Source organism: Nocardioides sp. Soil774 (assembly GCF_001428125.1).
GTDB lineage: Bacteria > Actinomycetota > Actinomycetes > Propionibacteriales > Nocardioidaceae > Nocardioides.
In genome coordinates this window covers 370321-393965 of record NZ_LMSM01000005.1, presented here as the reverse complement: position 1 = coordinate 393965, position 23645 = coordinate 370321, and the positions used below count along the sequence as shown (strand labels likewise).

Here is a 23645-nt window from a genome sequence, read left to right as displayed (position 1 = left end):
GTTGCCCGGGCGGGCTGCTCGGCCTACTTCGGCGGCAGCGTCCGGACGTGGGCCACGCCGCGCCCGACCCACAGGTCGAGCTGCTCGTCGTCGGCCACCGCCTCGGGCGCCACCAGCAGCCACCCTGCCATCGAGCGGCCGCGCATCTCCATCGGATTGACCGTCTCACCGTCGACCCAGCGGGCCCCGTCCGCCGGGTCGACGTGCACCATGAGCGCCCCGGAGCTCGCGGCGGCCACCGCCATGTGCCCGTCGACCATGAAGCCGAGCCCGCCGAACATGGCGCGCGACGTCACCCCGGCCTCGGCGTCGAGCTGGTCGTGGATCCGTCGCGCCAGCGCCTCGTCGTAGCCCATGGCACGGAGTATGCGGCTCGCCGCCGACACCCGGAAGGAGCAGGAGCGATAACCTTCACCGCATGAGCGACAACGTCCCGTTCGGCCGACTGCTGACCGCGATGGCCACCGCGTTCCACGAGGACGGCAGCGTCGACCTCGACGGGACGGCCCGGATCGCCGCGCACCTCGTCGACCACGGCAGCGACGGCGTCGTCGTCAGCGGCACGACGGGGGAGAGCCCGACCACCTCGGTCGCCGAGGACGGCGAGATCCTCCGCGCCGTCCAGGACGCCGTGGGGGGCCGCGCCACGGTCGTCGCCGGCGTCGGCACCAACTCCACCGCCCACTCGGTCGAGCTCGCCGAGCAGGCCGCGAAGGTCGGGGTCGACGGCGTGCTGCTGGTCAGCCCCTACTACAACAAGCCGGGCCAGGTCGGCCTGCGCCACCACTTCACCTCGGTCGCGCAGGCCACCGACCTCCCGGTCATGCTCTACGACGTGCCGGGCCGCACGGCCACGCTCATCGAGCTCGACACCTACGAGGCGATGCGCTCCTACGACCACGTCGTGTCGGTCAAGGAGGCATCGGGCCTGCTGGCCCGCACCGCGCAGCTCGTCGACATGGGCTACTCGGTCTACTCCGGCGACGACGCCAACACCCTGGGCTACCTCGCCTACGGCGGCGTCGGCCTGGTCTCGGTGGTCGCCCACGCGGCCGGCGACCAGCTGGCGTCGATGATCGACGCCTGGGTGCGCGGCGACCACGCCGAGGCGCTGCGGATCCACACCTCGCTGGTCCCGGCGTTCGACGCCGTCATGGGCGTCCCCAACTACGGAGCCACCACCGCCAAGGCAGCCCTCGAGCTGTTCGGCGTGCTCGACAACCGCCGCGTCCGCGGCCCGCTGGTCGCCCTGGACGACGACGAGGTCGCGGCGCTGCGCGCCGGGCTCGTCGCCGCCGGCCTCCTGTGAGACACACCCTCTCCACGAACGAAGGAAACCCTTGAGCCACCCGCATCCCGACCTGAGCGCGCCCGCCCCCCTCCCGGCCGGAGGCCTCCGGGTCATCCCGCTCGGCGGGCTCGGCGAGGTGGGCCGCAACATGACCGCGTTCGAGTACGACGGACGCCTGCTGCTCGTCGACTGCGGCGTGCTGTTCCCCGAGGACCACCACCCGGGCGTCGACCTGATCCTGCCCGACTTCGAGCCCATCCGTGACCGGCTCGACGCCGTCGAGGCGCTGGTGCTGACCCACGGCCACGAGGACCACATCGGCGCCACGCCGTACCTCCTGCGCGAGCGCGGCGACATCCCGCTCGTGGGCTCCAAGCTCACCCTCGCGCTCCTCGGCTCCAAGCTGCGTGAGCACCGGCTCAAGGAGACGGTGCACTACGAGGTCGCCGAGGGCCAGACGATCACCTTCGGTCCCTTCGTGCTCGAGTTCGTCGCGGTCAACCACTCGATCCCCGACGCGCTGGCGGTCGTGATCCGCACGGGTGCCGGCGTCGTGCTGCACACGGGTGACTTCAAGATGGACCAGCTCCCGCTCGACGGGCGCATCACCGACCTCAACGAGTTCGCCCGCCTCGGCGACGAGGGCGTCGACCTCTTCCTCACCGACTCCACCAACGCCGAGGTCCCGGGCTTCACCACGTCGGAGAAGGAGATCGGCCCCGTCCTCGACCGGGTCTTCGCCAAGAGCGAGCAGCGCATCATCGTGGCCTGCTTCGCCTCCCACATGCACCGCGTCCAGCAGGTGCTCGACGCCGCGGTCGCCCACGGCCGCAAGGTCGCCTACGTCGGGCGCTCGATGGTGCGCAACATGGCCGTCGCCCAGGACCTGGGCTACCTCACCGTGCCGCCCGGCGTGATGGTGGAGGCCAAGGAGCTCGCGGACCTCCCGCCCCACAAGCAGGTGCTGATCTCCACCGGCTCGCAGGGTGAGCCGATGTCGGCGCTCAGTCGCATCGCGCAGCGCAGCCACCACTTCGTGCACCTCGAGGAGGGTGACACCGTCGTCCTCGCGAGCTCGCTCATCCCCGGCAACGAGAACGCCGTCTACCGCGTGATCAACGGGCTCTCGCGCCTGGGCGCCAACGTGGTCCACAAGGGCAACGCGCTGGTGCACGTCTCCGGCCACGCCAGCGCCGGCGAGCTGCTCTACTGCTACAACATCGTCAAGCCGCGCAACGTGATGCCGGTCCACGGCGAGATCCGCCACATGCGCGCCAACGCCGACCTGGCCCGCGCCACCGGCGTCGAGAACGTCGTGCTGGCCGAGGACGGCGTCGTCGTCGACCTGGTCGACGGCGTGGCCAAGGTCGTGGGCAAGGTCGATGTCGGCTACGTCTTCGTCGACGGCACCACCATCGGCGACATCTCCGAGTCCTCGATGAAGGACCGTCGCATCCTCGGCGAGGAGGGCTTCCTGTCGGTGATCGTGGTGGTCGACTCGGTGACCGGCAAGGTCGTGTCGGGTCCGGAGATCCACGCGCGCGGCTTCGCCGAGGACGAGACGACCTTCGACGAGATCCGTCAGCCCCTCATCGACGCCATCAACGCCGCCGTCGCCGACGGGGCCAACGACTCCTACCAGCTGCAGCAGACGGTGCGCCGCGTCGTCGGTCGCTGGGTCAACCGGGCCCACCGCCGCCGTCCGATGATCATTCCTGTGGTGATCGAGGCCTGACGGCCCTAGAGTCCTGTCCGGGGCTGGAGGGCTGCAGCCGGTGGACCTCGTGGGGAGGTGGGCATGCCGCGCAACCAGGGGGCGTTGAGTCGTCTCGCTGAGCTGATGCGACGCGTCAACTCCTCGACCGACACCGAGGTCATCCTGGAGGAGATCGCGCACGGGGTGGTCGACGTCCTCGGCTACGGCGTGGCCGCCATCGCCCGGCTCGAGGGCGACGTCCTGGTGATGACCAACGTCGCCGGCCCGCCCGAGGTGGTCGCGCAGATCCTGCACCGGCGCACCCCGGCCGAGCAGATCCTCGACGAGTTCCGCGAGGCCGACCGGTGGGGCATCCTGCGCTTCGTACCGGCCGGCCGGATGTCGGAGGAGCGGCTGCGCGCGGCCTGGATCCCCGAGGTCGAGCCCAGCGACGACCCGGGTGCCTGGCACCCCCAGCACGCCCTCTACGCCCCGCTCTACTCCGCGGGCGGCGAGCTGCTCGGCAACATGGCCGTCGACCTCCCGGCCGACGGCCGGGTGCCCGCCGAGGCCGACCGCGAGCTCCTCGAGATGTTCGCGGTGCAGGCCGGTGTCGCACTGTCCAACGCCCGCGAGCGCGAGCGGCTCACCGACCGGGCCCGGCTCGACCGGATGCTCACCTCGGTCGCCGCTGCCGGCGCCGGGGTCCAGGGCGGCCTCACCCCGGCGCTGACCACCGCCCTCGGCGCGGTGGCGGAGTCGCTCGGCACCACCCAGGCGGTGGTGCGCACGTTCCCCAGCGACGTCCAGGGCAGCCAGATCGGGGTCGGCACGCCGCACACGTTCACTCCCGACTACGACGTCCCTGAGATCCGTCAGGACCTGGCGGCGCTCGACGAACTCCCGGTGCTCGTCGAGCTCGGGGTGGGAGACCTCGGGTCGGCGCAGCTGCCACGCAGCGCCGAGCGCATGCAGGAGCTCATGCGGGCGATGCGCGTCGAGCGGGCGCTCGTCTGCCCGCTGGTGTCGCAGGACGACCTCGTCGGCTACCTCGTGCTCGGCTTCGCGCGAAACGCCCGGCCGCTGACCGCCTCCGAGGCCGACGCCGTGCTCGAGGTGGGCCGCCTGCTCGCCCAGACCGTACGCGCCTCACGCGTGCTGGAGACCGAGCAGCGCCTGGTGCAGGAGCTGCGCGAGCTCGCGCGCTACCGCAGCGAGCTGATCGCGACGATCTCCCACGAGCTGAAGACGCCGCTGACCGCGATCCTCGGCCACGCCGAGCTCATCTCCGACCGGCACCCCGACCTCACCTCGCTCGACGCGATCATCCGCAACGCCCAGCGGCTCAACAACCTGGTCGCCAACCTGCTGCACTACTCCCGCATCCAGGGCCGGCGCGAGACCGTGCGCCGGGCGGTCGACCTCGCCGAGCTGTGCGAGGCCAGCGTCGACCTGCTGAGCATCCGCGCCAAGCAGGCCGGGGTGGGGCTGCGCTTCCTCCGCACGGGGCCCGGCCCGGTCGTGGTCTTCGGTGACCCCGAGGAGCTGGCCCGGGTGATCGACAACATGGTCGACAACGCCGTGAAGTACACCCCCGAGGACGGCTCGGTCGAGGTGTCGATGGAGGTCGACGACGACGAGGTGAGCATCGAGGTCAGTGACACCGGCATCGGCATCTCGCAGACCGACCAGGCACACGTCTTCTCCGCGTTCCACCGCTCGACCAACCCCAACGCGCTGTCGGTGCCGGGCACCGGCCTCGGGCTGCCCATCGCCCAGCGCATCGCGGAGTCGCACGGCGGCACCCTGACGGTGACGTCGGAGCTGGGTCAGGGCAGCACGTTCCGCTTCACCCTGCCGCTGCGCTCACCGCGAGACCCGGGCTGAGCTCCAGGCCCTCGGGCGCGTCGAGCCGGAGCACCCGGTCCATCGCGTCGAGCCCGACGGTGCCGTGGGTGATCCACACGATCGAGCGGCCCGCCTGCGCGGCGGAGCCGAGCATCTCCGCGGTGACCTCGCGCGCGGTCGCCGTGTCGAGGTGAGCAGTCGGCTCGTCGAGCACCAGCACCGGCGGGTCGGCCAGCAGCGACCGGGCCAGGGCGAGCCGGGCCCGCTCGCCGCCCGACACCTCGCGCGACCCCGCACCGACGTGGGTGTCGATGCCGTGGGGGAGGCCGGAGATCCACGACCCGAGCCGCGCCCGCTCGAGCGCCGCGCTGACCTCGTCGTCCGTCGCGCCGGGCCGGGCGAGGCGGACGTTCTCGGCGAGGCTCGAGGCGAACACGTGGGGGTCGTCGTCGACGAGCCCCACGGTGCGGCGTACGTCGCCCAGCGCGAGGTGGCGCAGGTCGGTGCCGCCGAGCAGGACCTCGCCGGCGAGCGGGTCGATGAAGCGCACCAGGGTCGCGGCGAGCGTGGACTTGCCCGACCCCGACGGCCCGGTGACGCCGAGGTGCTCGCCCGCCCGGATGTCGAGGTGCTCCAGGGTCAGCGCCAGCCGCTCGTCCCAGCCGAGCGTCGCCCGCCGCAGGGCGACGTCGTGGGTGCTGGGCAGGGGCTCGGGTGTCCGGGGGTCGGTGACGGCGGGCGCCGTCGTGGCCAGCCGGTCGAGGCGGCCGCGGGCCGCGCGGGCGCGCACCGCCAGCGCACCGGCGTCGGCCAGCGCGCCGGTGGCGTCGCCCAGGGCGAGGGGCACGAGCAGGAGGAGCGCGAGCACCGCCGGACTCACCAAGCCCGGTGCGACGAGGCCCGCGACGGCCACGACGCCCAGCCCGGCGGCTGTGCTGGCGAGTGCGGTGGCGGCCGCGACGGCGCCCGCGGAGCGGCGTACGGCCCGGGTGAGGGCAGCGCCGTCCGCACGCAGTGACGCCAGCGCGCGGTCGGTGGCGCCCCACTGCTCGAGCTCGCGCAGGCCGGCAGCGACCTCCTCCACGTGGGTCGCGAGGGCGGCGCGGCGCGCCACCACCATCGGCTCGGCCGCCGCGACGCCACGTCGCGCCAGCACGAACGCGGCCGCACCGGTGGCCACGACCATGAGCACCACGGCGCCGGCGACGGGGGAGACCAGCCCGGTCAGGAGGACGGCGCCCGCGCCGACGAGCCCCGCCGTCGCGACGGGCTGCCGCACGCGCAGCCGCTCGTCGAGCAGTGCGTCGACGTCGTCCACCACCTGGGTCAGCAGGTCGCCGCGACGGGGGCCCAGACGACCCGGCACGAGCGGGACGAGGTCGGCGAAGACCTGCGCGCGGCGTTCGGCCAGCTCGCGCAGGACCACGTCGTGGCTCAGGACGCGCTCGGCGTGCCGCAGCACCGGCCGCGCCAGGCCGAAGAGCCGCACACCGACGATCGCGACCATGAGGTGCAGCACCGGCGGCTGCTCGCTCGCGCGGGTGATGAGCCAGCCTGCGGTCGCGGTCAGTGCGACGCCGGATGCGGTGGACAGGGCGCCGAGCAGGGTGGCGGTGCCTAAGCCCCAGCGCGGGCGTACGTCGTCCTGCACGTCCGTCGCCGCCGGCGCGTCGCGGCGGGACATCGCAGGCTCGCCCGCCAGGTGCGGGCGATCTGCCGCCACCTCCGGACGACGAGTGGGGTCGGGCTCGAGCGCGACGATCCAGTCGGCCGCGTCGAGGACGGCCGGACGGTGGGCCACGACGACGACCAGGCTGGTGCGGGCCAGCCTCGTGACGGTCTCGAGGAGGATCCGCTCGGTCTCCGCGTCGAGGTGCGCGCTGGGCTCGTCGAGCAGCACGACCGGGCGCGCGGCGAGCACGACCCGGGCCAGGGCGACGCGGGCCCGCTGGCCGGCCGAGAGCCCGGCGCCGTCCTCGCCGAGCACGGTGTCGCAGCCGTCGGGCAGGGCGCGCAACGCGTCGTCGAGGCCGACGCTCCGCAGTGCCGCCCACACCTCGTCGTCCTCCGCGCCGGGGCGCCCGACCCTGACGTTGGCGGCGATGGTGTCGGCGAGCAGCCAGGGGCGCTGCGGCGCCCACGCGACCTGGTCGCGCCACCAGCGCGGGTCCACCCACGCCAGGGGAGCATCGTCGACGAGCACCTCGCCGCCGTGCGCCTCGAGCTCGCCGCGCAGGGTCGCGAGCAGGGTGGACTTCCCGCAGCCGGACCGCCCGGAGACAGCGACGAGACCACGCGCGGGCAGGTCGACGTCGAGGGGCGCGGTCAGCGCGACGTCGTGACCGACGACGAGGCGGCGGAGCGCGAGCCCGGTGCCGGACGGGCGCAGGTCGCCGGTCTCCCTCGTCGCCGCCCGGGTGATGAGGGCGTCGGCGTCGGCCAGCGCCGCCGTCCCCTCAGCCGCGGCGTGGAACTCCGCGCCGACCCGTCGCAGCGGCCAGTAGGCCTCGGGCGCCAGCAGCAGCACGGTGAGCGCCACCCGGAAGTCGACCGAGCCCGAGGCCAGCCTGAGGCCGACCGTCACCGCGACCAGCGCGACCGAGAGCGTCGCGACCAGCTCGAGGACCGAGGAGGAGGCGAAGGCGAGCTTGAGGGTGTCGACGGTGGCGCGGCGGTAGCGCTGCGTGACGGACCGGATCGTGCCCACCTGTGCCTCGGCCCGACCGTGCGCGACGAGCGTCGGCAGGCCGCGCACCACGTCGAGGAAGTGCCCCGAGAGGGCCTCGAGCGCGCGCCACTGGGTGCGCGCCCGGTCGCGGGTGGTCATGCCGACCAGCACCGCGAAGACCGGCACGAGCGGCAGGGTCAGGGCCACGGCCAGTCCCGACAGCGGGTCCAGCCAGGTGATCGCCGCCAGCGTGACGAGCGGCAGAACGGCGGCGGGGACCAGGGCGGGGAGGTAGCGCGTGATGTAGGGCTCGACCCCGGCCACGCCGCGCGTCGCCAGCACGGCGAGCCGGGCAGGAGGCACGTCGTCGGTGCGGCGGGCGGCGTCGACCAGCCGCTCGCGCAGCGCGCCCGACACCTCGCCCGCGGCACGCGCCGCCGCCAGCTGGGCAACGTACGCCGCAGCGGTCCGCAGCAGGACGAGGGCGGCGAACGCCCAGGCGTACGCCTGCCAGCCACCGGGAGCGCGGGTCACGGCGGCGACCACGAGCGCCCCGAGGGCGAAGGCCTGGGCGACGGTCGCGAGGCCGCCGACCACACCTCCGGCGACGACCACCGACAGCGAGCCGCGCGCGGGCCGGAGGTGGGTCAGGACCGCCGGGTCGAGGGGCTTCACCGGGCGTCGGCGAGCTCGGGCGTCGGGATGTGGTGCACGGCGATCCGCTTGCGGAACACCCAGTAGGTCCAGGCCTGGTAGCCCAGCACGATCGGGGTGAACACGACCGCGACCCACGTCATCACCTTCAGCGTGTACGCCGTCGCGGCGGCGTTGGTGGTCGTGAGCGAGAACGCCGTGTCGGTCGTCGAGGGCATCACGTCGGGGAACAGCGCGAGGAACAGCCCGACGACGGCCAGCGCGATGGTGACGAAGGTGCCGATGAACGCCCAGCCCTCGCGGCCCGCGCGTGCCGAGACGAGGCCCGCGACCAGGGCCGCGGCTGCCGCGGCGAAGACGACCGCGGTGAGGGCCGTGCCCGTCCTGAGCTGCGTCCAGAGCAGGAACACCACGGCCAGGACCGCGGCGACGACGCCGATCCGCACCGCCAGGTCGCGGGCGCGGTGCCGGATCTCGCCGTCGGTCTTGAGCGCCACGAACATCGCACCGTGCGTGGCGAACAGCGACAGGGTGACGAGACCGCCGAGGAGACCGAAGGGGTTGAGCAGGGTGAGGAGCGAGCCGGTGAACTCCTTGTCGGCGCCGATCGGCACGCCCGCGACGATGTTGGCGAACGCGACGCCCCACAGCAGCGAGGGCACCACGGAACCGATGATGAGGGCGAGGTCCCAGCGGCCCTGCCAGGTCGCGTCGGGGCGCTTGTGGCGGTACTCGAAGGCCAGGCCGCGCACGATCAGCGCGACGAGGATCAGCAGCAGCGGGAGGTAGAACCCGCTGAACAGGGTGGCGTACCACTCGGGGAAGGCGGCGAAGGTGGCGCCACCGGCGACCAGCACCCACACCTCGTTGCCGTCCCAGACGGGGCCGACCGTGTTGATCATGACGCGGCGCTCGGTGTCGTCGCGGGCCAGGACGGGGAGCAGCATGCCGACGCCGAAGTCGAAGCCCTCCAGGCAGAAGTAGCCGACCCAGAGCACGGCGATCAGCGCGAACCAGACGGTGGTCAGTTCCATGGGGTGTCTTTCTCCAGTCCGGGGGAGGTCAGGGGAGGTCAGCGGCGGTCAGTAGGCGAAGGTGAGCGGGCGGTCGTCGTCGGAGCCGCCGACCTTGACGAGCGGGGGCTCCTCAAAGGGTTCGGCGCCCTTCTTGACGTAGGTCACGAGGAGCTTCACCTCGATCACCGCCAGCACGGCGTAGAGCAGGGTCAGCACGATCAGCGACGTCGCGGCCTCGAAGGTCGAGACGCCGGGGGAGACCCCGGACTCGGTGGTCATCAGCCCGAACACCACCCATGGCTGACGGCCCATCTCGGTGAAGATCCAGCCCCACGAGCTGGCGAGGGTGATGGCGATGGGCAGCGACAGCCCCAGGGTGCCGAGCCAGCGCACGCCGGGCGTGCGGCCCCTGCGGGTCAGCCACAGGATGAGCGCGGCACCGCCGGCACCGAAGAAGCCGAGGCCCATCATGAAGCGGAACGACCAGTAGGTGACCGGGATGACTGGGGTGTAGTCGCCGTCGGTGAAGGCCTTGGTGGTGGGGTCGTCGCCGTACTGGGCGACGTACTGCTCGCGCAGCGGGTTGATGCCCTGCACCTCCCCGTCGACCGAGCCGGTGCCGAGGAAGGACAGCAGGCACGGGACGGTGACGGCGAACTTCTCCTCCTTGCCGTCGGGCGTGCCGACGGTGAAGACCGAGAACGGCGCACAGCTCGAGCTGGTCTCGTAGAGGCCCTCCGCGGCCGCCATCTTCATCGGCTGCACCTCGGTCATCACCTTGCCCTGGAGGTCGCCGGTGATGGCGACGCCGAGGCCGGCCAGGAGGGTGACCGCGGCGCCGATGCGGATCGCGCGGTGGTAGAGCGGACGGTCGGCCTCGTGCTTCTTCTTCATGTACAGGTAGGCGCTCACGCCGAGCAGGAACGCGCCCGCGGTCATGTACGCCGCCATGACCACGTGGGGGAAGGTGACCAGCTGGACCCTGTTGAACATCACCGCCCAGAAGTCCGTGAGCTCCGCGCGGCCGGTGTCGGGGTTGTAGCGGTAGCCCACCGGGTGCTGCATCCAGGAGTTGGCGGCCAGGATGAACCAGGACGAGGCCAGGGTGCCGAGGTGCACCAGCCACATCGTCGCTGCGTGCAGGCCGCGGGGGAGCTTGTCCCAGCCGAAGATCCACAGGCCGAGGAAGGTGCTCTCGAGGAAGAAGGCCAGCAGGCCCTCGACCGCGAGCGGTGCGCCGAAGATGTCGCCGACGAAGCGCGAGTAGTCCGACCAGTTCATCCCGAACTGGAACTCCTGCACGATCCCGGTCACCACGCCGATGGCGAAGTTGATGAGGAACAGCTTGCCGAAGAACTTCGTCAGCCGGAGGTAGTCCTCCTTGCCCGTGCGCACCCACGCCGTCTCCAGCCCGGCGATGACGGCCGTGAGCCCGATCGTCAGCGGCACGAACAGGAAGTGGTAGACGGTGATGATCCCGAACTGCCACCGCGCGATGTCGAGCACGTCCATGGGCACACCCCTTGCAGGTCAGGCGCCGAGGCGCGCAGCATTACGACAGATTGTAGTAGATACTACGGCGTGTCGTAGTTCTGCGCACAGGGACCCTAGACTCCTGTTCCATGAGTCCAAGGTCCCGCATGGGCGAGCTGGAGCAGGCCGTCCTGGAGTGCCTCTGGGACCTCGACGCGACCGGTGGCGCGGAGTCGCGGGGCGCCAGCGGCCGCGAGGTCCACGCCCGCCTGGTCGGTCGCGACCTGGCCTACACGACCGTGATGACCGTGCTCGACCGCCTGGTGGCCAAGGACGTGGTGGTGCGCGAGCGCGAGGGGCGTGCCTTCCGCTACGCCCCACGCCTGGGCCGGGCGGCGATGACGGCCGAGCTCATGCGCGAGGCGCTCGACGCCACCGGCGCGGAGAGGGGCCAGGCGCTGGTGTCGTTCGTGGGGGAGGCCAGCGCGGAGGACCTCGCGGCCCTGCGCCGCGCGCTCGCCGAGCTCGCCTGAGGCGGCTCGGCTCGTGCTGACCCCGGTGGTGCTGGGGGTGCTGGCCGTCGTGCTCGCGGGCCCCCTCCCGGCGCTGCTGGCGCGCTGGACGCGCCTGAGGCGTACGCCGGCCGCGGCCATGCTGCTGTGGCAGAGCACCGCGCTCGCAGCCGTCCTCGCCGCGCTGGGTGCCGGCGTGGCGCTGGCGACCGACCGTCTGTGGCAGCCACCCGTGGCGCCGGTCGACATCGCTGTCGCGGCGCTGGCGGGCTGGGTGACCCTCGTCGTCGCCGCCCGGCTGCTGCTGAGCGGTCACCTGACCGGCACGACCCTGCGGCGCACCCGGCGCGCGCACCGCGAGCGGGTGGACCTGCTCGCCCGCACCGACGGGGGAGTCTCGGTGCTGGAGCACGAGCTGCCGGTCGCCTACTGCGTGCCCGGCATGAGCGGCTCGCGCATCGTGGTGTCCAGCCCGACGCTGGTCGCCCTCACGTCGCTGGAGCTGGCAGCGGTGGTCGAGCACGAGCGCTCGCACCTCCGTGCACGCCACGACCTGGTGCTGGAGGCCTTCACCGTGCTGCACCGCGCCTTCCCTCGCTTCGTCGCCAGCGCGGCCGCGCGGGACGAGGTCGAGGTGCTGGTGGAGGTGCTGGCCGACCGCGCCGCCGTACGTCGTGCCGACCGCCGCGCGCTCCTCTCGGCGCTGCTCGCCCTTGCCGGTGCGCCGGCGCCCGCGGGCTCCCTCGGCGCCGCGGCATCTGCGCTGGCCGCGCGGATCGAGGTGCTGCGCGACACCGGGTCCCACCGGCTGCAGGCCGCGATGGTGGCGGCACTGGCCGCGGCGATCCTGGCGCTGCCCACGGCGCTCGTCGTCGTGCCGTGGCTCGCGGGACTCGAGCCACGCTGACCGACCGTCACCCAGGACGCGGGAAGGGCCCCGGCGGATCACTCCGCCGGGGCCCTCCCGTGTGGTGCGTCAGCTCCAGGTCAGCGAGTGATCCTGAAGGTGAACTTGTCCTTGCTCCTCGCCACCGTGTCGGTGCCGCGGTAGATGACGGTGAGCGTGTGCTTGCCGACACCGTAGTTCTTCCGCACGGTCATCACCGCGCGGCCCTCCCGGATCTTCCGCGAGCCGATGCGCTTGCCGTCGATCTTGAAGACGACCCTGCTGCGCAGGGCCACGCCCTCGGCCTTGACCTTGCCGATCACGGTGAAGTCGTTGCCGAAGGTCGGGTGCTTCGGCGAGACCTTGCCCGTGGTCGTCGACTCCAGCTTCGGCGCCGGGGTGGGCGTCGGGGTCGGGGTCGGCGAGGTGGTCGGCGGCGTGGTGGGCGTGGTGCCCGGCGCGCAGACCTGGACCTTGACGTTGTCGACGTACCAGCCGTCGACACCGCCACAACCGTCACGACCCATGTCGAAGCGGAACTGCACGGTGTCGCCGGCCTTGGCCACCTTGGCCAGGTCGACGATCGAGGTGCCCCACGAGCCGCCCAGCTGGCCACCGTCGGTGCCGGTGAACGCAGCCTCGTTCTTCATCGGCAGGGTGCCGGCGTCGATCGTGCCGCCCGGTGCGTTGAAGAGGTAGGCGTCGGTCGGGACGAGCGCGAACGGCGCACCGTTGACGCTCACCTTGACGTTGCCACCGTCGTACTTGGACTCGGAGGCCATGTAGTGGTCCCACTGCATGCGCGGCGTGGTGCCGGCCGGCACCGTGATCGCCGGGCTGATGAGGCCGTTGCGGCTGGTGATGTCGCCGGCGCCGCCGGAGCAGTTGCCGCCCAGCGGGTCGGGGCCGTAGGCCACGCCACCGGTGTGCTCGGGCGCCGAGGTCGACGCCTCCCACGCGTAACCGTTGCCACCCGGGAAGGCGACCTTCTCGTCCTGCGTCCACCCGGCGAGGCCGTCCTCGAAGTCCTCCGAGAAGGTCGTCGAGGTGGTGGTGCCGGTGCCGCAGCTCAGCGCCGGGGCGCCGGGCTTGAGCAGGGGCTGCCAGTTGCACTCCGCGCTGGGGTCCAGGCGCAGCTCGGTCTCGGCGATGGCCGCGGCGAGTGCGTCGCAGTCGTCCTCGGTCATGCCGCCGGTGATGACCTCCGGGTTGGCGACGCCACCGTCGGAGCCGTCAGCCTCGGTCGGGTTGCCCAGGGTCGCCTTCTCCAGGGCCACGCCCTGCAGGTCCTGGCACGACGCCTCGAGGCCGTCGGCGAGGTCGGGGAAGTACGACGTGGGGGTGAGGTAGTTGGTCTGGGTGTGCCAGAACAACCACGCCGCCTTGTCGAGACCGATCGCGGCGACCGGAGCACCGGCGCCGTCGTCGTAGCCGTCCACCAGGATCGCGAAGGTGCGGTTGACCACGCCGGAGTTGGTGTGGACACCACCCGAGTCCTCGGAGCCGCAGACGTACTCCTCGTCCGAGACCTTGCCCGGGTCGCCGTAGCAGTTCGGGTTCCACATGTCGCGGATCGCGCCACCGAAGGCCGGGTCCGACTCGCCGGAGAGCCAACGGTGGGTCGCGTCGGCGTCGGAGTCGACGGCCTTGACGGTGATGTTGGTCGTGCCGGCGGCCTTGAACTTCGCACCGTCGGTGTTGGACACCATCAGGCCGTAGATGTCGGCGTCACCGGCGATCGAGCCCAGGGCGCCGGTCGGCGTGTTGCCGACGACGATGCCCGTGGCACCAGCGGCGACCGCGTTGTCGATCTTCGTGGCGAAGCTGCAGGTGCCGCGGTCGACGTAGGCGAACTTGCCGGCGATGTCGCCCGCGTTGGTGAATGCGGTGCAGCCGTCGTTGACGGTCGGGCCGGCCGGGTTGGCCGCGTCGAGCGCGACCACGACGTCGGTGGTGACCGGCGTCTCGGTGAAGACCGGGCCGAATGACGCGGGGACGCCGACGCACGGACCTGCCTGGGCCGCCGGGGCGTTGATCGTGACGGTGATGTCGGAGCGCGTGTACTGCGAGCAGTTGCCCGGGGTGCGCTCGACCAGGCCGCCGGCCGAGTTGGGCTCGCCCACCTCGTTCATGCGGCTGTTGAGCATGTCGACGGTCTCGCCCCAGATGTCGGAGTAGGCCTCGTTCATCGCGCCGGCCTGCCACTGGTAGATCAGGCCGGACGTCGACTCGGTGTAGGCGTGACCCCACTCGTGGGCGACGGTGTCGTCACCGGTGACGCCCGAGCAGTAGTTGGTGGTGACGCCGTTCCAGTTGGCGTTGGGGCAGTCGATGGTCGGGTCGTTGTTGACCGTGATCATCTTGCCGCCCTCGCCGTCCCAGGCGTTGTAGCCGAACGTGTTGCGGAACAGCCAGTAGGCCTCACCGGTGCCGAGGACCTCGTTCTGCTGGTCCTGGTCGAGCGTGCCGGGGAATGCCTGGCCCTCCTGGTAGACCTTGTCGGCGTCGACGTAGTCGTCGTCCGGGTTGGTCGGGGTGCCGTTGTCGTTGACGAAGGCCTCGTAGAGCTCGCGGTCGAGGGCGTCGGCCATCATCGACCAGCGGTTGAGGGGCTTGCCGGTGGAGGCGTCGAGGATCAGCGTCTCGCGGACCGTGGACTTGTTCCACACCTCGACGGCCCAGGCCAGCGTGGCGGTGCCGTCGATGCCGCGCGGGGTGCCGGTGCGGTAGACGACCAGCTCGGCCTTGCGGACCTGGAGGTTCTTGGCGAAGCCCGACGGGCCTCCGTCCTCGTAGCCGGCGGGCTTGGTCTTGACTGCCTGGAGCGCGCGGGCCGAGGCCTCCTCCTTGCTCAGGCCGGGGGTCGTGTCGAGCGCGATGCTCGGCGCGACGAAGCCGTTGACCGAGGTGAGGTCACCCTCGCGGTCGACGTGCGCCTTGAGCTCGCCCCCGAAGACAGGGACGCCCTTGTAGGACTGGGCGAAGGTCACCGACCAGCCGCCCTTGCCGGCGTAGACCTCGGTCTGCTTCAGCTCCGCGGCGCGGGCGCCGAAGGCCGGGGCGAACTCGTCGAGGTAGGCCGAGGCCTTGTCGATCGCGCCCTGACGTCCCTCGGCGGCGACGCCGGGGAACAGGTCGGGGTCGTTGCCCTCGGCGCGGGCGAAACCGACGCGTCCGGTGGCGGGGTTGGCCCGCAGGTCCACCGACCCGGAGGCGGCGTCCTTGAGCCGGCTGACGACGGACTGGTCAGCCTGGTTGGCCGGTGCGGCCTGCGCACTGACCATCGGCTGGGCGGCGAGCCCAGCGGCGATGAGTGCAAGGCCGAGGGACATTCCCTGGCCTCGATTGAGCTGCTTCAAAGGTGTGACCTCTCGCTCGCACTCGGGATCCCTTTCCCGAGTGATCTGGGCCACCCTAAGTACACAAGTGTGTTTCGGGAAGGGATTCGCCGACGCTTTCGCCGTCGGATCGCGGCCCGCACAGGAAAAGTCGTCGTCGGGTGCACGCAGGAGGCCCCGGCGGATCTCTCCGCCGGGGCCTCCCGGTGTGGTGCTAGGCGATGCTCATCCGGTCGTCAGGCGCGACGGACCCGGAACTTGAGCGTGTCCTTGCTCCGCTTGACCATCGCCGAGCCCTTGTAGATGACGACGAGCTTGTGCATGCCGGCCCCGTAGTTCCTGCGGACCGTCATCACCGCCCGCCCGTCGTCGAGCTTGCGGGTGCCCACCTTCTTGCCGTCGATGCGGAAGACGACCCGGCTCCTCGGGACGAGGTCGCCCCTGGTCCGGACCTTCCCGATGACGGTGAAGTCGTGGTTGAACCGCGGAAGCTTCGGCGACACCTTGGCGATGGTGCGCGAGGCGAGCACCTTGCCCACCGTGGCGGTGAAGGTCGTGCTGACCGGCGCCAGGGTGTCCGTGCCGAGGTAGGCGGCGGTGAGGGTGTTCACACCCGCCGGCAGGGTCGCCGGGAGGGTGATCGTCGCACTGCCGGCGGTCACGGTGCCCCGACCGAGCTCGGTGCCGTCGGCCTTCTTGATGACGACGGTGCCGGTCGGCGCCGCGCCGGTGGACCCGTCACGGGTGACGGTGACCTTGGCCGAGGAGGGCTTGCCCGCCTTGGACGGCTCAGGGACGTGCACCGCAGTGATGGCCGTGGCGACCTTGCAGATGGTGACCTTCATGTTGTCGACCCACCAGCCGGTGACGCCACCGCACCCGTCACGACCGATGTCGAGACGCAGCTGCAGCTTGTCGCCGCTCTTGACGTTGAGGCGGCCCAGGTCGATGACCGAGGTGCCCCACTTGGTCGTGAGCTTGCCGCCGTCGGTGCCGGTGAAGGCCGGCTCGCCCGCCATCGGGTTGGTGTTGCCCGCCGAGGCGGGGAGCAGCGTGCGCGGTGCGTTGAAGGCGTACGCCGCTGCCGGCACCACCTCGAACCCGCCGCCGTTGATGCTCATCTTGACGTTGCCGCCGTCCACGTCGAGCTCGGTCGCGACCGAGTGCTCGAACGAGAGCCGCTCGCCGGTCAGTGCGCCGGCAGGCATCGTGATGGTCGGGCTGATGATCGAGTCACGGCTCGAGAAGTCGCCGGGCCCGTTGACGCACTGGCCGATGCGGCCGTCGGCGTTGCCGAACGCCACCTGGCTGGTGTGTCCGGTCGGGTTGGTCACCGTGGTCCACGGCCGGTTGAGGCCACCGGGGTAGACGACCTGCGAGTCGGTGCCCCAGCCGGCGAGGCCGTCCTCGAAGTCCTCGCTCCAGATGACCGACTCGGCGAAGCCGGTGCCGCAGGACACCTTGCCCTCGTTGAACAGGGGCTGGAAGTTGCACTGCGTGGGCTCCCTGCGGAGCTCGACCGCCGCGGCCATGTTGTCGACCTGCGTGCAGTCGGCAGCGGTGATCGGCGTGGCAGCCACCGGGGTGGCGTTGGGCGCGACGGTCAGCTTGTTGATCGCCTTGCCCGTCAGGTCACGGCACGAGGCCGCGAGGGCGTCCGCGTGGTCGGTGAAGTCCGACGTCGGCGTCTGGTAGGCGGTCATCGCGCGGTAGTAGATCGCCGCGGCCTTGTCGAGGCCGATGCCGGTGATGGTCACTCCGTTGGACGTGCCGCCGTCGACCAGCAGCGCGTAGCCGTGGTTGGGCACACCGGAGTTGGTGTGCACGCCACCGGCGTCGCTGGTGTCGCACTGGTACTCCGCGTCCGAGACCTTGCCGGGGTCACCGGCGCAGGTCGGCATCCACATGTCGCGGATCGCGCCACCGAAGGCCGTGGACTTCTCACCCATCAGCCAGCGGTAGGAGTTGTCGGTCTGGGCGGTGCCGGACAGACGGATCGTGGTGTTGACCGCACCCTTGGTGAGGCCGGCGACGATGCGCTGGCCGTCGGCCTGCGAGATGCCCACCACGGGGATGTCCAGCGGCGGGTTGATGCCGCCACCGGGGGCGAAGGGGCCGCCACCGTTGTTGTTGTAGAGGATGACGCCGATCGCACCGGCGGCCTTGAGGTTCTGCGCCTTCACGGTGAACGCGCAGGTGCCGCGCTGGACCATGCCGATCTTGCCGTTGACCGCAGCCGCGTTGGTGAGGGGCGAGCAGCCGTCGTTGGTGGCCGGACCGGCAGCGTCGGCCGGGTCGAGGCCCAGCACGACGTCGCTGGTGACGCCCGTGGTGCTCGGCTGGGCGGCCCAGCTCGCGCTGCCCGCGACGCAGACCTTGGCGATGCTGGCGGGAGAGTTGATCAGGACCTGGACCGCGCGCGGGCCGGCGGTGGCGCAGAGGCCGTCCGTGCGCTTCTGGGTGAGGTCGCCCTCACCCTCGTCGAGCTTGCCGTTGATCAGGTCGATCGTCTCGCCCCAGATGTCGGAGTACGACTCGTTGAGGGCGCCGGCCTGCCACTGGTAGATCAGGCCGTGGGTGTACTCGGTGTAGGCGTGGCCCCACTCGTGCGCGACCACGTCGTCGGAGGTGACTCCGTTGCAGTAGTTGGTGGTGGTGCCGTTCCAGTTCGCGTTGGGGCAGCTGATGCGGCCGTCGTTGTTGACGGTCGTCATCGAGTGGCCCGCGGCGTCGTAGGAGTCGCGGTTGAAGACGTCCTTGAAGAACCAGTAGGCGTCGCCGGTGAAGTTGACCTCGTTCTGCTGGTCCGGGTTGAGGGTGCCCGGGAAGGGGTCCCCCTCCTGCCAGACCTGGGTGAACGTGGCCGGGTTGCTGGATCCCGCGGCCTCGATCAGGCGACGGCTGAGGGCGTTGTCCACGAGCGAGTAGCGGTTGACCGGCTTGCCGGTGCTCGCGTCGAGGAGCACGACGTCACGCACGGTGTCGCCGTTGCCGACCTCGGTGTACCAGGCCAGGACCGACTCGCCGGCCTCACCCTTGGTGGAGCCCTTGCGGTAGATCGTCAGGCGAGGCGCGCTGGCCTCGAGCCCGGCGGTGTGGCTCGCGCCGTCCTGGCTCTCCGGCGGCTGCGCCTTGACCAGGCCGACGGCGTTCTTCGCCGCGGTGGCGGCCGAGACGCGCGGGTCGACCGACATCGAGAGGTCGGGCGCTGCGAAGCCGTTGACCGAGGTCAGGTCTCCCTGCTCGTCGACCTGGGCGCGCAGCATGGAGCCGAAGACGTCGACGCCCTTGTACTTCTGCGTGTAGGTCACCGTCCAGCCCTGGGCGCTGTGGTCCACGCCGGTGCTGCTCAGCTCGCCGGCGCGCGCGCCGAAGCTGGCGGCGTAGCGCTCGAGGTAGGCGTCGGCCTTGGCCCGGGCCGCGGCGTCCGAGTCGCCCTCGACGCCGGGAAGCAGGTCCCCGTCCCCCTTGACGCGGATGAACCCGACCTTCTGGGTCGCGCCCTCGCGCGTGACGGCGACCTTGCCGCTGGCCTGGTCGACCATGGCTGCGACGCCGTTCGTGTCGGCCGGTGCGGCCGATGCTTGCATCCCGCTCACGGGGATCGCGGCAAGGCCGGCCCCCACGACTGCGAGCGCAAGTCCCCTGTTGAGGAGCTTCACTCTTTTCCTCCGATTCGAGACGCACCCGGAGCTGTGGACGCCCGGGTGATCTTGGTCACCATAAGAACTCGGTGGGCCCCCTGGGAAGGTGGGACGTCCAATCACCTGTCGATCTCAGCCCCAGGGGTGGACCGCGCCACGGTGCCGGGCGGGGACGGCGACACGCACCCGTGTGGTCCCTGTGACTGGTGTGACGTGGCCGTAGGGTCGGGGCATGGCGACCCGTACGTCTTCCCCGCCGGGGTCGCGGAGCTCGAGCACGTCTTCGTCCAAGCGCACCACCAAGGGTTCGAGCACCCGATCACGGAGTACCACCACCAAGCGACCCACCCCTCGCTCGTCTGCAGCGAAGGGCCGGGGACGCTCGAGCGCGTCCTCGCGACCTGCGCCGCGCGCCGTGCGCAGCGGCCCGGGGCCGGTCTCCCTGGCCTTCGGGGCCGTCGGGCGCGGGGTGGCCGCAGTCTGGCTGGGCCTGGCGCACGGCATCGGTGCCGTCGCCCGCTCGATCGGGCAGTCGGCGCGCGACCTCGACCCCGAGCACCGTCGTGACGGGGTCGGGCTGTTCCTCTTCGGCCTCGCGACCATCGCCGCGGCCGCCGTGTGGTGGCAGCTGCCCGGCGGCGTCATGGACTTCGCGCGGTCGGTGACCGCCGGCGCCGTGGGCAAGGTGGGCTGGTTCGTACCGCTGTTCCTGGTGTGGGCGGGCTGGCGCACGCTGCGCGACCCCGAGCGCAACGGTCCCGCGGGCCGTCAGGTCATCGGCTGGACCGCCTTCGCCCTGGGCCTGCTCGGCATCGTCCACATCGCCAACGGCAACCCGCAGCCCGTGCTGGGCGACGCCTCCAACCTGCAGGAGGCCGGGGGCGCGGTCGGCTACGTGACCTCGAGCCTGCTGCTCGACCTGATGCAGACGCCGTACGTCGTGGTGCCGCTGCTGGCGCTGCTGGCGACCTTCGGCATCCTCATCATCACCGCCACCCCGGTCTACCAGGTGCCGGCCCGGCTGGCCGCGCTGCGCGACCAGGCCCTGGGCCGCTCGCACGCCGAGCCGGAGCAGCCTGCTGTCGACGACACCACCAAGCCGGCGCGCACTCGTCGCCGCTCGATGCTCGACGACGAGGTCGACCCCGAGATGGGCGACCCGGCCTACGACAGCCCGGTGCTGGCGGACCGCGAGCTGAGGAAGCGGCGCAAGAAGAAGGCCGACGCGGAGCCGGCCGAGGACTACGGCATCGACCTGTTCGCCGACGCCCCGACCGAGGTCACGCCCGCGGTGCCCGCCCCGGCCGCCTCGGCCGAGGCCGTCGAGCCGCCGCCGCACACGCCGTTGCCCGCACGCGTCGAGCAGCTCGCCCTCTCCGGCGACATCACCTACTCCCTGCCCGGCAACGACGTGCTCAAGCCGGGATCGGTCCACAAGGCCAGGTCCAAGGCGAGCGACGCGGTCGTCGAGCGGCTCATGCAGGTCATGGACGAGTTCGGCATCGACGCCACCGTCACCGGCTACACCCGAGGCCCGACGGTCACCCGCTACGAGGTCGAGCTCGGCCCTGCGGTGAAGGTGGAGAAGGTCACCGCGCTGTCGAAGAACATCGCCTACGCCGTCGCGTCGGCCGACGTGCGGATCCTCTCGCCCATCCCCGGCAAGTCGGCTATCGGCATCGAGATCCCCAACGTCGACAAGGAGATCGTGTCCCTGGGCGACGTGCTGCGCTCCAACACCGCGCGCGCCGATCACCACCCGATGGTCGCCGGGCTCGGCAAGGACGTCGAGGGCGGCTTCGTGGTCGCCAACATGGCGAAGATGCCGCACCTCCTCGTCGCCGGCGCCACCGGCTCGGGCAAGTCGTCGTTCATCAACTCGCTCATCACCTCGATCCTGATGCGCTCCACGCCCGACGAGGTGCGGATGATCATGGTCGACCCCAAGCGGGTGGAGCTCAACGCCTACGAGGGCGTGCCGCACCTGATCACCCCGATCATCACCAACCCCAAGAAGGCCGCCGAGGCGCTGGCGTGGGTCGTGCGCGAGATGGACATGCGCTACGACGACCTGGCCAACTTCGGCTTCCGTCACATCGACGACTTCAACAAGGCGGTGCGGGCCGGCAAGGTCGAGGTGCCCGCGGGCAGCGAGCGCACGCTGGCGCCGTACCCCTACCTGCTCGTCATCGTCGACGAGCTCGCCGACCTGATGATGGTCTCGCCGCGCGACGTCGAGGACTCGGTCGTGCGCATCACCCAGCTGGCGCGCGCCGCCGGCATCCACCTGGTGCTCGCCACGCAGCGTCCGTCGGTGGACGTCGTCACCGGCCTGATCAAGGCCAACGTGCCCTCGCGGCTGGCGTTCGCCACCAGCTCGCTCGGTGACAGCCGCGTCATCCTCGACCAGCCGGGCGCCGAGAAGCTGGTCGGCCAGGGTGACGGGCTCTTCCTGCCGATGGGTGCCTCGAAGCCCGTGCGCGTGCAGGGAGCCTGGGTCACCGAGGCCGAGATCCACCAGGTCGTCAAGCACTGCAAGGACCAGCTCGAGCCGACCTACATCGAGGACGTCACCGCGCCGAAGGAGTCCAAGCGCGAGCTCGACGACGACATCGGCGACGACATGGAGCTGGTCGTGCAGGCCATCGAGCTCGTGGTGTCGACCCAGTTCGGCTCGACGTCGATGCTCCAGCGCAAGCTGCGCGTCGGCTTCGCCAAGGCGGGTCGCCTGATGGACATCATGGAGAGCCGCGGCGTGGTCGGCCCCAGCGAGGGATCGAAGGCCCGCGACGTGCTGGTCAAGCCGGACGAGATCGACGCAGTGATCGCCACCTTGGAGGGGGGAGCCTGATGGGCGCCGCAGCAGTGCAGGAGTCGCAGTTCCACGGAGACGGGGACGGAGACCGGGACGGGGACGAGCAGGGATCGGGCAGGGGAGAGACCCTCAGCGTGACCCCCGACGTGGTGGAGGTACGCCGTCACGCCGGGGTCGCCGCCGCCGTGGGCATCACCGCCTCGGCGGTCGCCATTGCCTACCTCGCCCGCGCGACCAGCTCGGGCTCGGCGCTCGACTGGGCGTTCGTCGTCGCGATGGGGCTGCTGGGCGTCTACTGGCTGGTCGGACTGGTCGACTCGCGCACCCCGTTGCTCGTGGCCGACGCCCAGGGCATCCGGATCAGGCTCGGCCGCACCTGGCGCGGGCTGCCGTGGACCGCGGTGCACCACGTCGAGCACACCCCGCGGCGCGGCCTGCTGCACGACGGCCGGCTGGTCGTCGTGCCGCACAACATCGAGCTCATCGAGGCCGAGCTCACCGGCGCGGGCAAGCGCCACACCAGCCTGTCCCGTCTGCTCCACGGCGCCCCCTTCGCCGTCCCGCTGGGACTGTCGACCCGCGTCGTCGGGGCCGGGGGAGACCTCTCCGAGGCCTTGGCCCGGGTCGCGCGCGACGCCGACCAGATCGTGGTGATCGAGCCCGCAGCCGATGACGACGCGACTGAGTCTGCGGTCGACGACGTCGCGGACGCCGAGGTGGCGGTCGAGGAGCCCGTCGTCTCGGCCGTCGTCGCCAGCCCGACCCCGGCCGCGCTGCGCGAGGCCGGAGCGGCGCGACGCTCGGAGGTGCACCGCGAGGTCGTGGACGCCGACGACGACGAGCCGGAGGGCCGCGAGCTGCGTCGCCCGGGCCGGGTCAGCCTGGTCGAGGAGACCCAGTCGTGGGGCGACCGCGTGCGTGCGATCGCGCGCCCCGGCGAGCCGGTGGAGCCGCTGGTGCTCGACGACTTCGAGGTCGAGCCCGCCGAGGACCCGGTCATCGGGCCCGAGCTCGCCGCCGCCCGCACCCGCCTGGGCCTGAGCGTCGACCAGCTCGCCGACCGCACCCGCATCCGTCCCCACGTCATCGAGGCCGTCGAGGTCGACGACTTCGAGCCGTGCGGCGGCGACTTCTACGCCCGCGGTCACCTGCGCACGCTGGCACGGGTGCTCGGCGTCGACGTGGCGCCCCTGCTCGCGTCGTACGACGAGCGCTACGCGCACGCCCCGATCAACCCGCGCCGCGTCTTCGAGGCGGAGCTGGCCACCGGCGCCCACGGGTCCATCCGCGGCACCCGGGGCGGCCCGAACTGGTCGGTGCTCGTGGCGGTCGTGATGGCGCTCGTGCTGGCCTGGTCGATCGCGCGCCTGGTCATGGACACCCCGCCCGAGCTGCGGGGCACCGCACCGGTGCTCAACGGCTCCGGCGGCCCGCAGGGGGCCGGCAGCGCCCCGCTCGCCGAGCCGGTGACCGTCGTGCTCAACGCCCCGACGGGCGGCGCCCGCGTGGTCGTGCGCGACGGCGCCGGCGAGGAGGTCTTCGAGGGTGCCCTGGCCGCGGGCCAGACCCGCGAGCTCAAGGCGTCGCCGCCGGTGCGCGTGATGTCGACCGACGGGGCCGTCACGGCCGCGCTCGGGGGCGGCGAGCCGCGAGCGGTGGGCGAGTCGGGCGTGGCCGGTCAGGGCACGTTCGTCGTCGACTGAGGTCGGTGAGAGCGGCCTCACCGCCTCGGCAGTGCGGGTCCGTGCCCTCTGAACCGGCATACTCACGGGTGCGATGACCACCACCGAACCTGAGACCCCCA

General features: G+C 71.9%; 13 protein-coding genes. 7 read left to right on the top strand and 6 right to left on the bottom strand.

The genetic code is table 11. From position 1 onward, the window contains the following. Positions 1-23: 23 nt before the first annotated feature. Positions 24-356: a TfoX/Sxy family protein gene (locus ASG76_RS04730; RefSeq protein WP_056600691.1), complete on the bottom strand. Its 333-nt coding sequence runs from the start codon at positions 354-356 to the stop codon at positions 24-26. Positions 357-418: 62 nt separating this feature from the next. On the opposite strand from ASG76_RS04730, the gene dapA reads away from it, so the two are divergent. From dapA to ASG76_RS04715, 3 genes are all read left to right on the top strand, one after another. Further along, on the top strand, positions 419-1309 hold the full coding sequence (dapA, locus tag ASG76_RS04725) for a 4-hydroxy-tetrahydrodipicolinate synthase (protein WP_056600689.1): 891 nt from the start codon (positions 419-421) through the stop codon (positions 1307-1309). Positions 1310-1340: 31 nt separating this feature from the next. Beyond that, the gene (locus ASG76_RS04720; protein ID WP_056600686.1) at positions 1341-3026 is read left to right on the top strand and encodes a ribonuclease J; all 1686 of its coding nucleotides are present in this window, start codon (positions 1341-1343) and stop codon (positions 3024-3026) included. Positions 3027-3089: 63 nt separating this feature from the next. Next, positions 3090-4874, top strand: a complete 1785-nt coding sequence (locus ASG76_RS04715) for an ATP-binding protein (protein WP_082587250.1) — start codon at positions 3090-3092, stop codon at positions 4872-4874. Here ASG76_RS04715 and cydD read toward each other — a convergent pair. From cydD to ASG76_RS04700, 3 genes are read right to left on the bottom strand one after another with little or no spacing between them, the layout of a single operon-like run. After that, positions 4837-8178, bottom strand: a complete 3342-nt coding sequence (cydD, locus tag ASG76_RS04710; protein WP_056600682.1) for a thiol reductant ABC exporter subunit CydD — start codon at positions 8176-8178, stop codon at positions 4837-4839. The genes ASG76_RS04715 and cydD overlap by 38 nt on opposite strands. Further along, a complete protein-coding gene (gene cydB, locus ASG76_RS04705; RefSeq protein ID WP_056600680.1) occupies positions 8175-9191 on the bottom strand; it encodes a cytochrome d ubiquinol oxidase subunit II in 1017 nt (338 codons plus the stop codon). Before cydB ends, cydD begins: the two co-directional genes overlap by 4 nt. A 48-nt stretch (positions 9192-9239) precedes the next feature. After that, on the bottom strand, positions 9240-10685 hold the full coding sequence (locus ASG76_RS04700) for a cytochrome ubiquinol oxidase subunit I (protein WP_056600677.1): 1446 nt from the start codon (positions 10683-10685) through the stop codon (positions 9240-9242). A gap of 110 nt (positions 10686-10795) precedes the next feature. On the opposite strand from ASG76_RS04700, the gene ASG76_RS04695 reads away from it, so the two are divergent. Both ASG76_RS04695 and ASG76_RS04690 read left to right on the top strand, forming a co-directional pair. Continuing rightward, positions 10796-11179, top strand: coding sequence for a BlaI/MecI/CopY family transcriptional regulator (locus tag ASG76_RS04695; RefSeq protein ID WP_056600674.1), 384 nt, complete (start codon positions 10796-10798; stop codon positions 11177-11179). A 13-nt stretch (positions 11180-11192) separates the two neighbouring features. Further along, positions 11193-12065: a M48 family metalloprotease gene (locus ASG76_RS04690; RefSeq protein WP_056600672.1), complete on the top strand. Its 873-nt coding sequence runs from the start codon at positions 11193-11195 to the stop codon at positions 12063-12065. An 80-nt stretch (positions 12066-12145) separates the two neighbouring features. On the opposite strand, the gene ASG76_RS04685 is transcribed toward ASG76_RS04690, so the two are convergent. Together ASG76_RS04685 and ASG76_RS04680 are read right to left on the bottom strand one after the other, a co-directional pair. Continuing rightward, complete coding sequence (locus ASG76_RS04685) at positions 12146-15376, bottom strand: M4 family metallopeptidase (protein ID WP_056600670.1); 3231 nt, start codon at positions 15374-15376, stop codon at positions 12146-12148. A gap of 242 nt (positions 15377-15618) precedes the next feature. Continuing rightward, on the bottom strand, positions 15619-19044 hold the full coding sequence (locus ASG76_RS04680; RefSeq protein WP_157558942.1) for a M4 family metallopeptidase: 3426 nt from the start codon (positions 19042-19044) through the stop codon (positions 15619-15621). Positions 19045-19258: 214 nt separating this feature from the next. Between ASG76_RS04680 and ASG76_RS04675 the strand changes: the two genes are divergently transcribed. Together ASG76_RS04675 and ASG76_RS04670 are read left to right on the top strand one after the other, a co-directional pair. Beyond that, positions 19259-21877 carry an FtsK/SpoIIIE family DNA translocase gene (locus ASG76_RS04675; RefSeq protein ID WP_200948060.1) on the top strand — a complete coding sequence of 873 codons (2619 nt, stop codon included), beginning with the start codon at positions 19259-19261 and terminating at the stop codon, positions 21875-21877. Further along, positions 21877-23544, top strand: a complete 1668-nt coding sequence (locus ASG76_RS04670; RefSeq protein WP_157558941.1) for a helix-turn-helix domain-containing protein — start codon at positions 21877-21879, stop codon at positions 23542-23544. The genes ASG76_RS04675 and ASG76_RS04670 overlap by 1 nt, the downstream gene beginning before the upstream one ends. Positions 23545-23645: the final 101 nt, after the last annotated feature.

What these genes read in the sequence shown, in the direction of transcription:
- ASG76_RS04730 (WP_056600691.1), bottom strand. Translation starts at nt 356, where the DNA reads ATGGGCTACGACGAGGCGCTGGCGCGACGGATCCACGACCAGCTCGAC.
- dapA (WP_056600689.1), top strand. Translation starts at nt 419, where the DNA reads ATGAGCGACAACGTCCCGTTCGGCCGACTGCTGACCGCGATGGCCACC.
- ASG76_RS04715 (WP_082587250.1), top strand. Translation starts at nt 3,090, where the DNA reads ATGCCGCGCAACCAGGGGGCGTTGAGTCGTCTCGCTGAGCTGATGCGA.
- cydB (WP_056600680.1), bottom strand. Translation starts at nt 9,191, where the DNA reads ATGGAACTGACCACCGTCTGGTTCGCGCTGATCGCCGTGCTCTGGGTC.
- ASG76_RS04700 (WP_056600677.1), bottom strand. Translation starts at nt 10,685, where the DNA reads ATGGACGTGCTCGACATCGCGCGGTGGCAGTTCGGGATCATCACCGTC.
- ASG76_RS04695 (WP_056600674.1), top strand. Translation starts at nt 10,796, where the DNA reads ATGAGTCCAAGGTCCCGCATGGGCGAGCTGGAGCAGGCCGTCCTGGAG.
- ASG76_RS04685 (WP_056600670.1), bottom strand. Translation starts at nt 15,376, where the DNA reads ATGTCCCTCGGCCTTGCACTCATCGCCGCTGGGCTCGCCGCCCAGCCG.
- ASG76_RS04675 (WP_200948060.1), top strand. Translation starts at nt 19,259, where the DNA reads ATGGCGACCCGTACGTCTTCCCCGCCGGGGTCGCGGAGCTCGAGCACG.
- ASG76_RS04670 (WP_157558941.1), top strand. Translation starts at nt 21,877, where the DNA reads ATGGGCGCCGCAGCAGTGCAGGAGTCGCAGTTCCACGGAGACGGGGAC.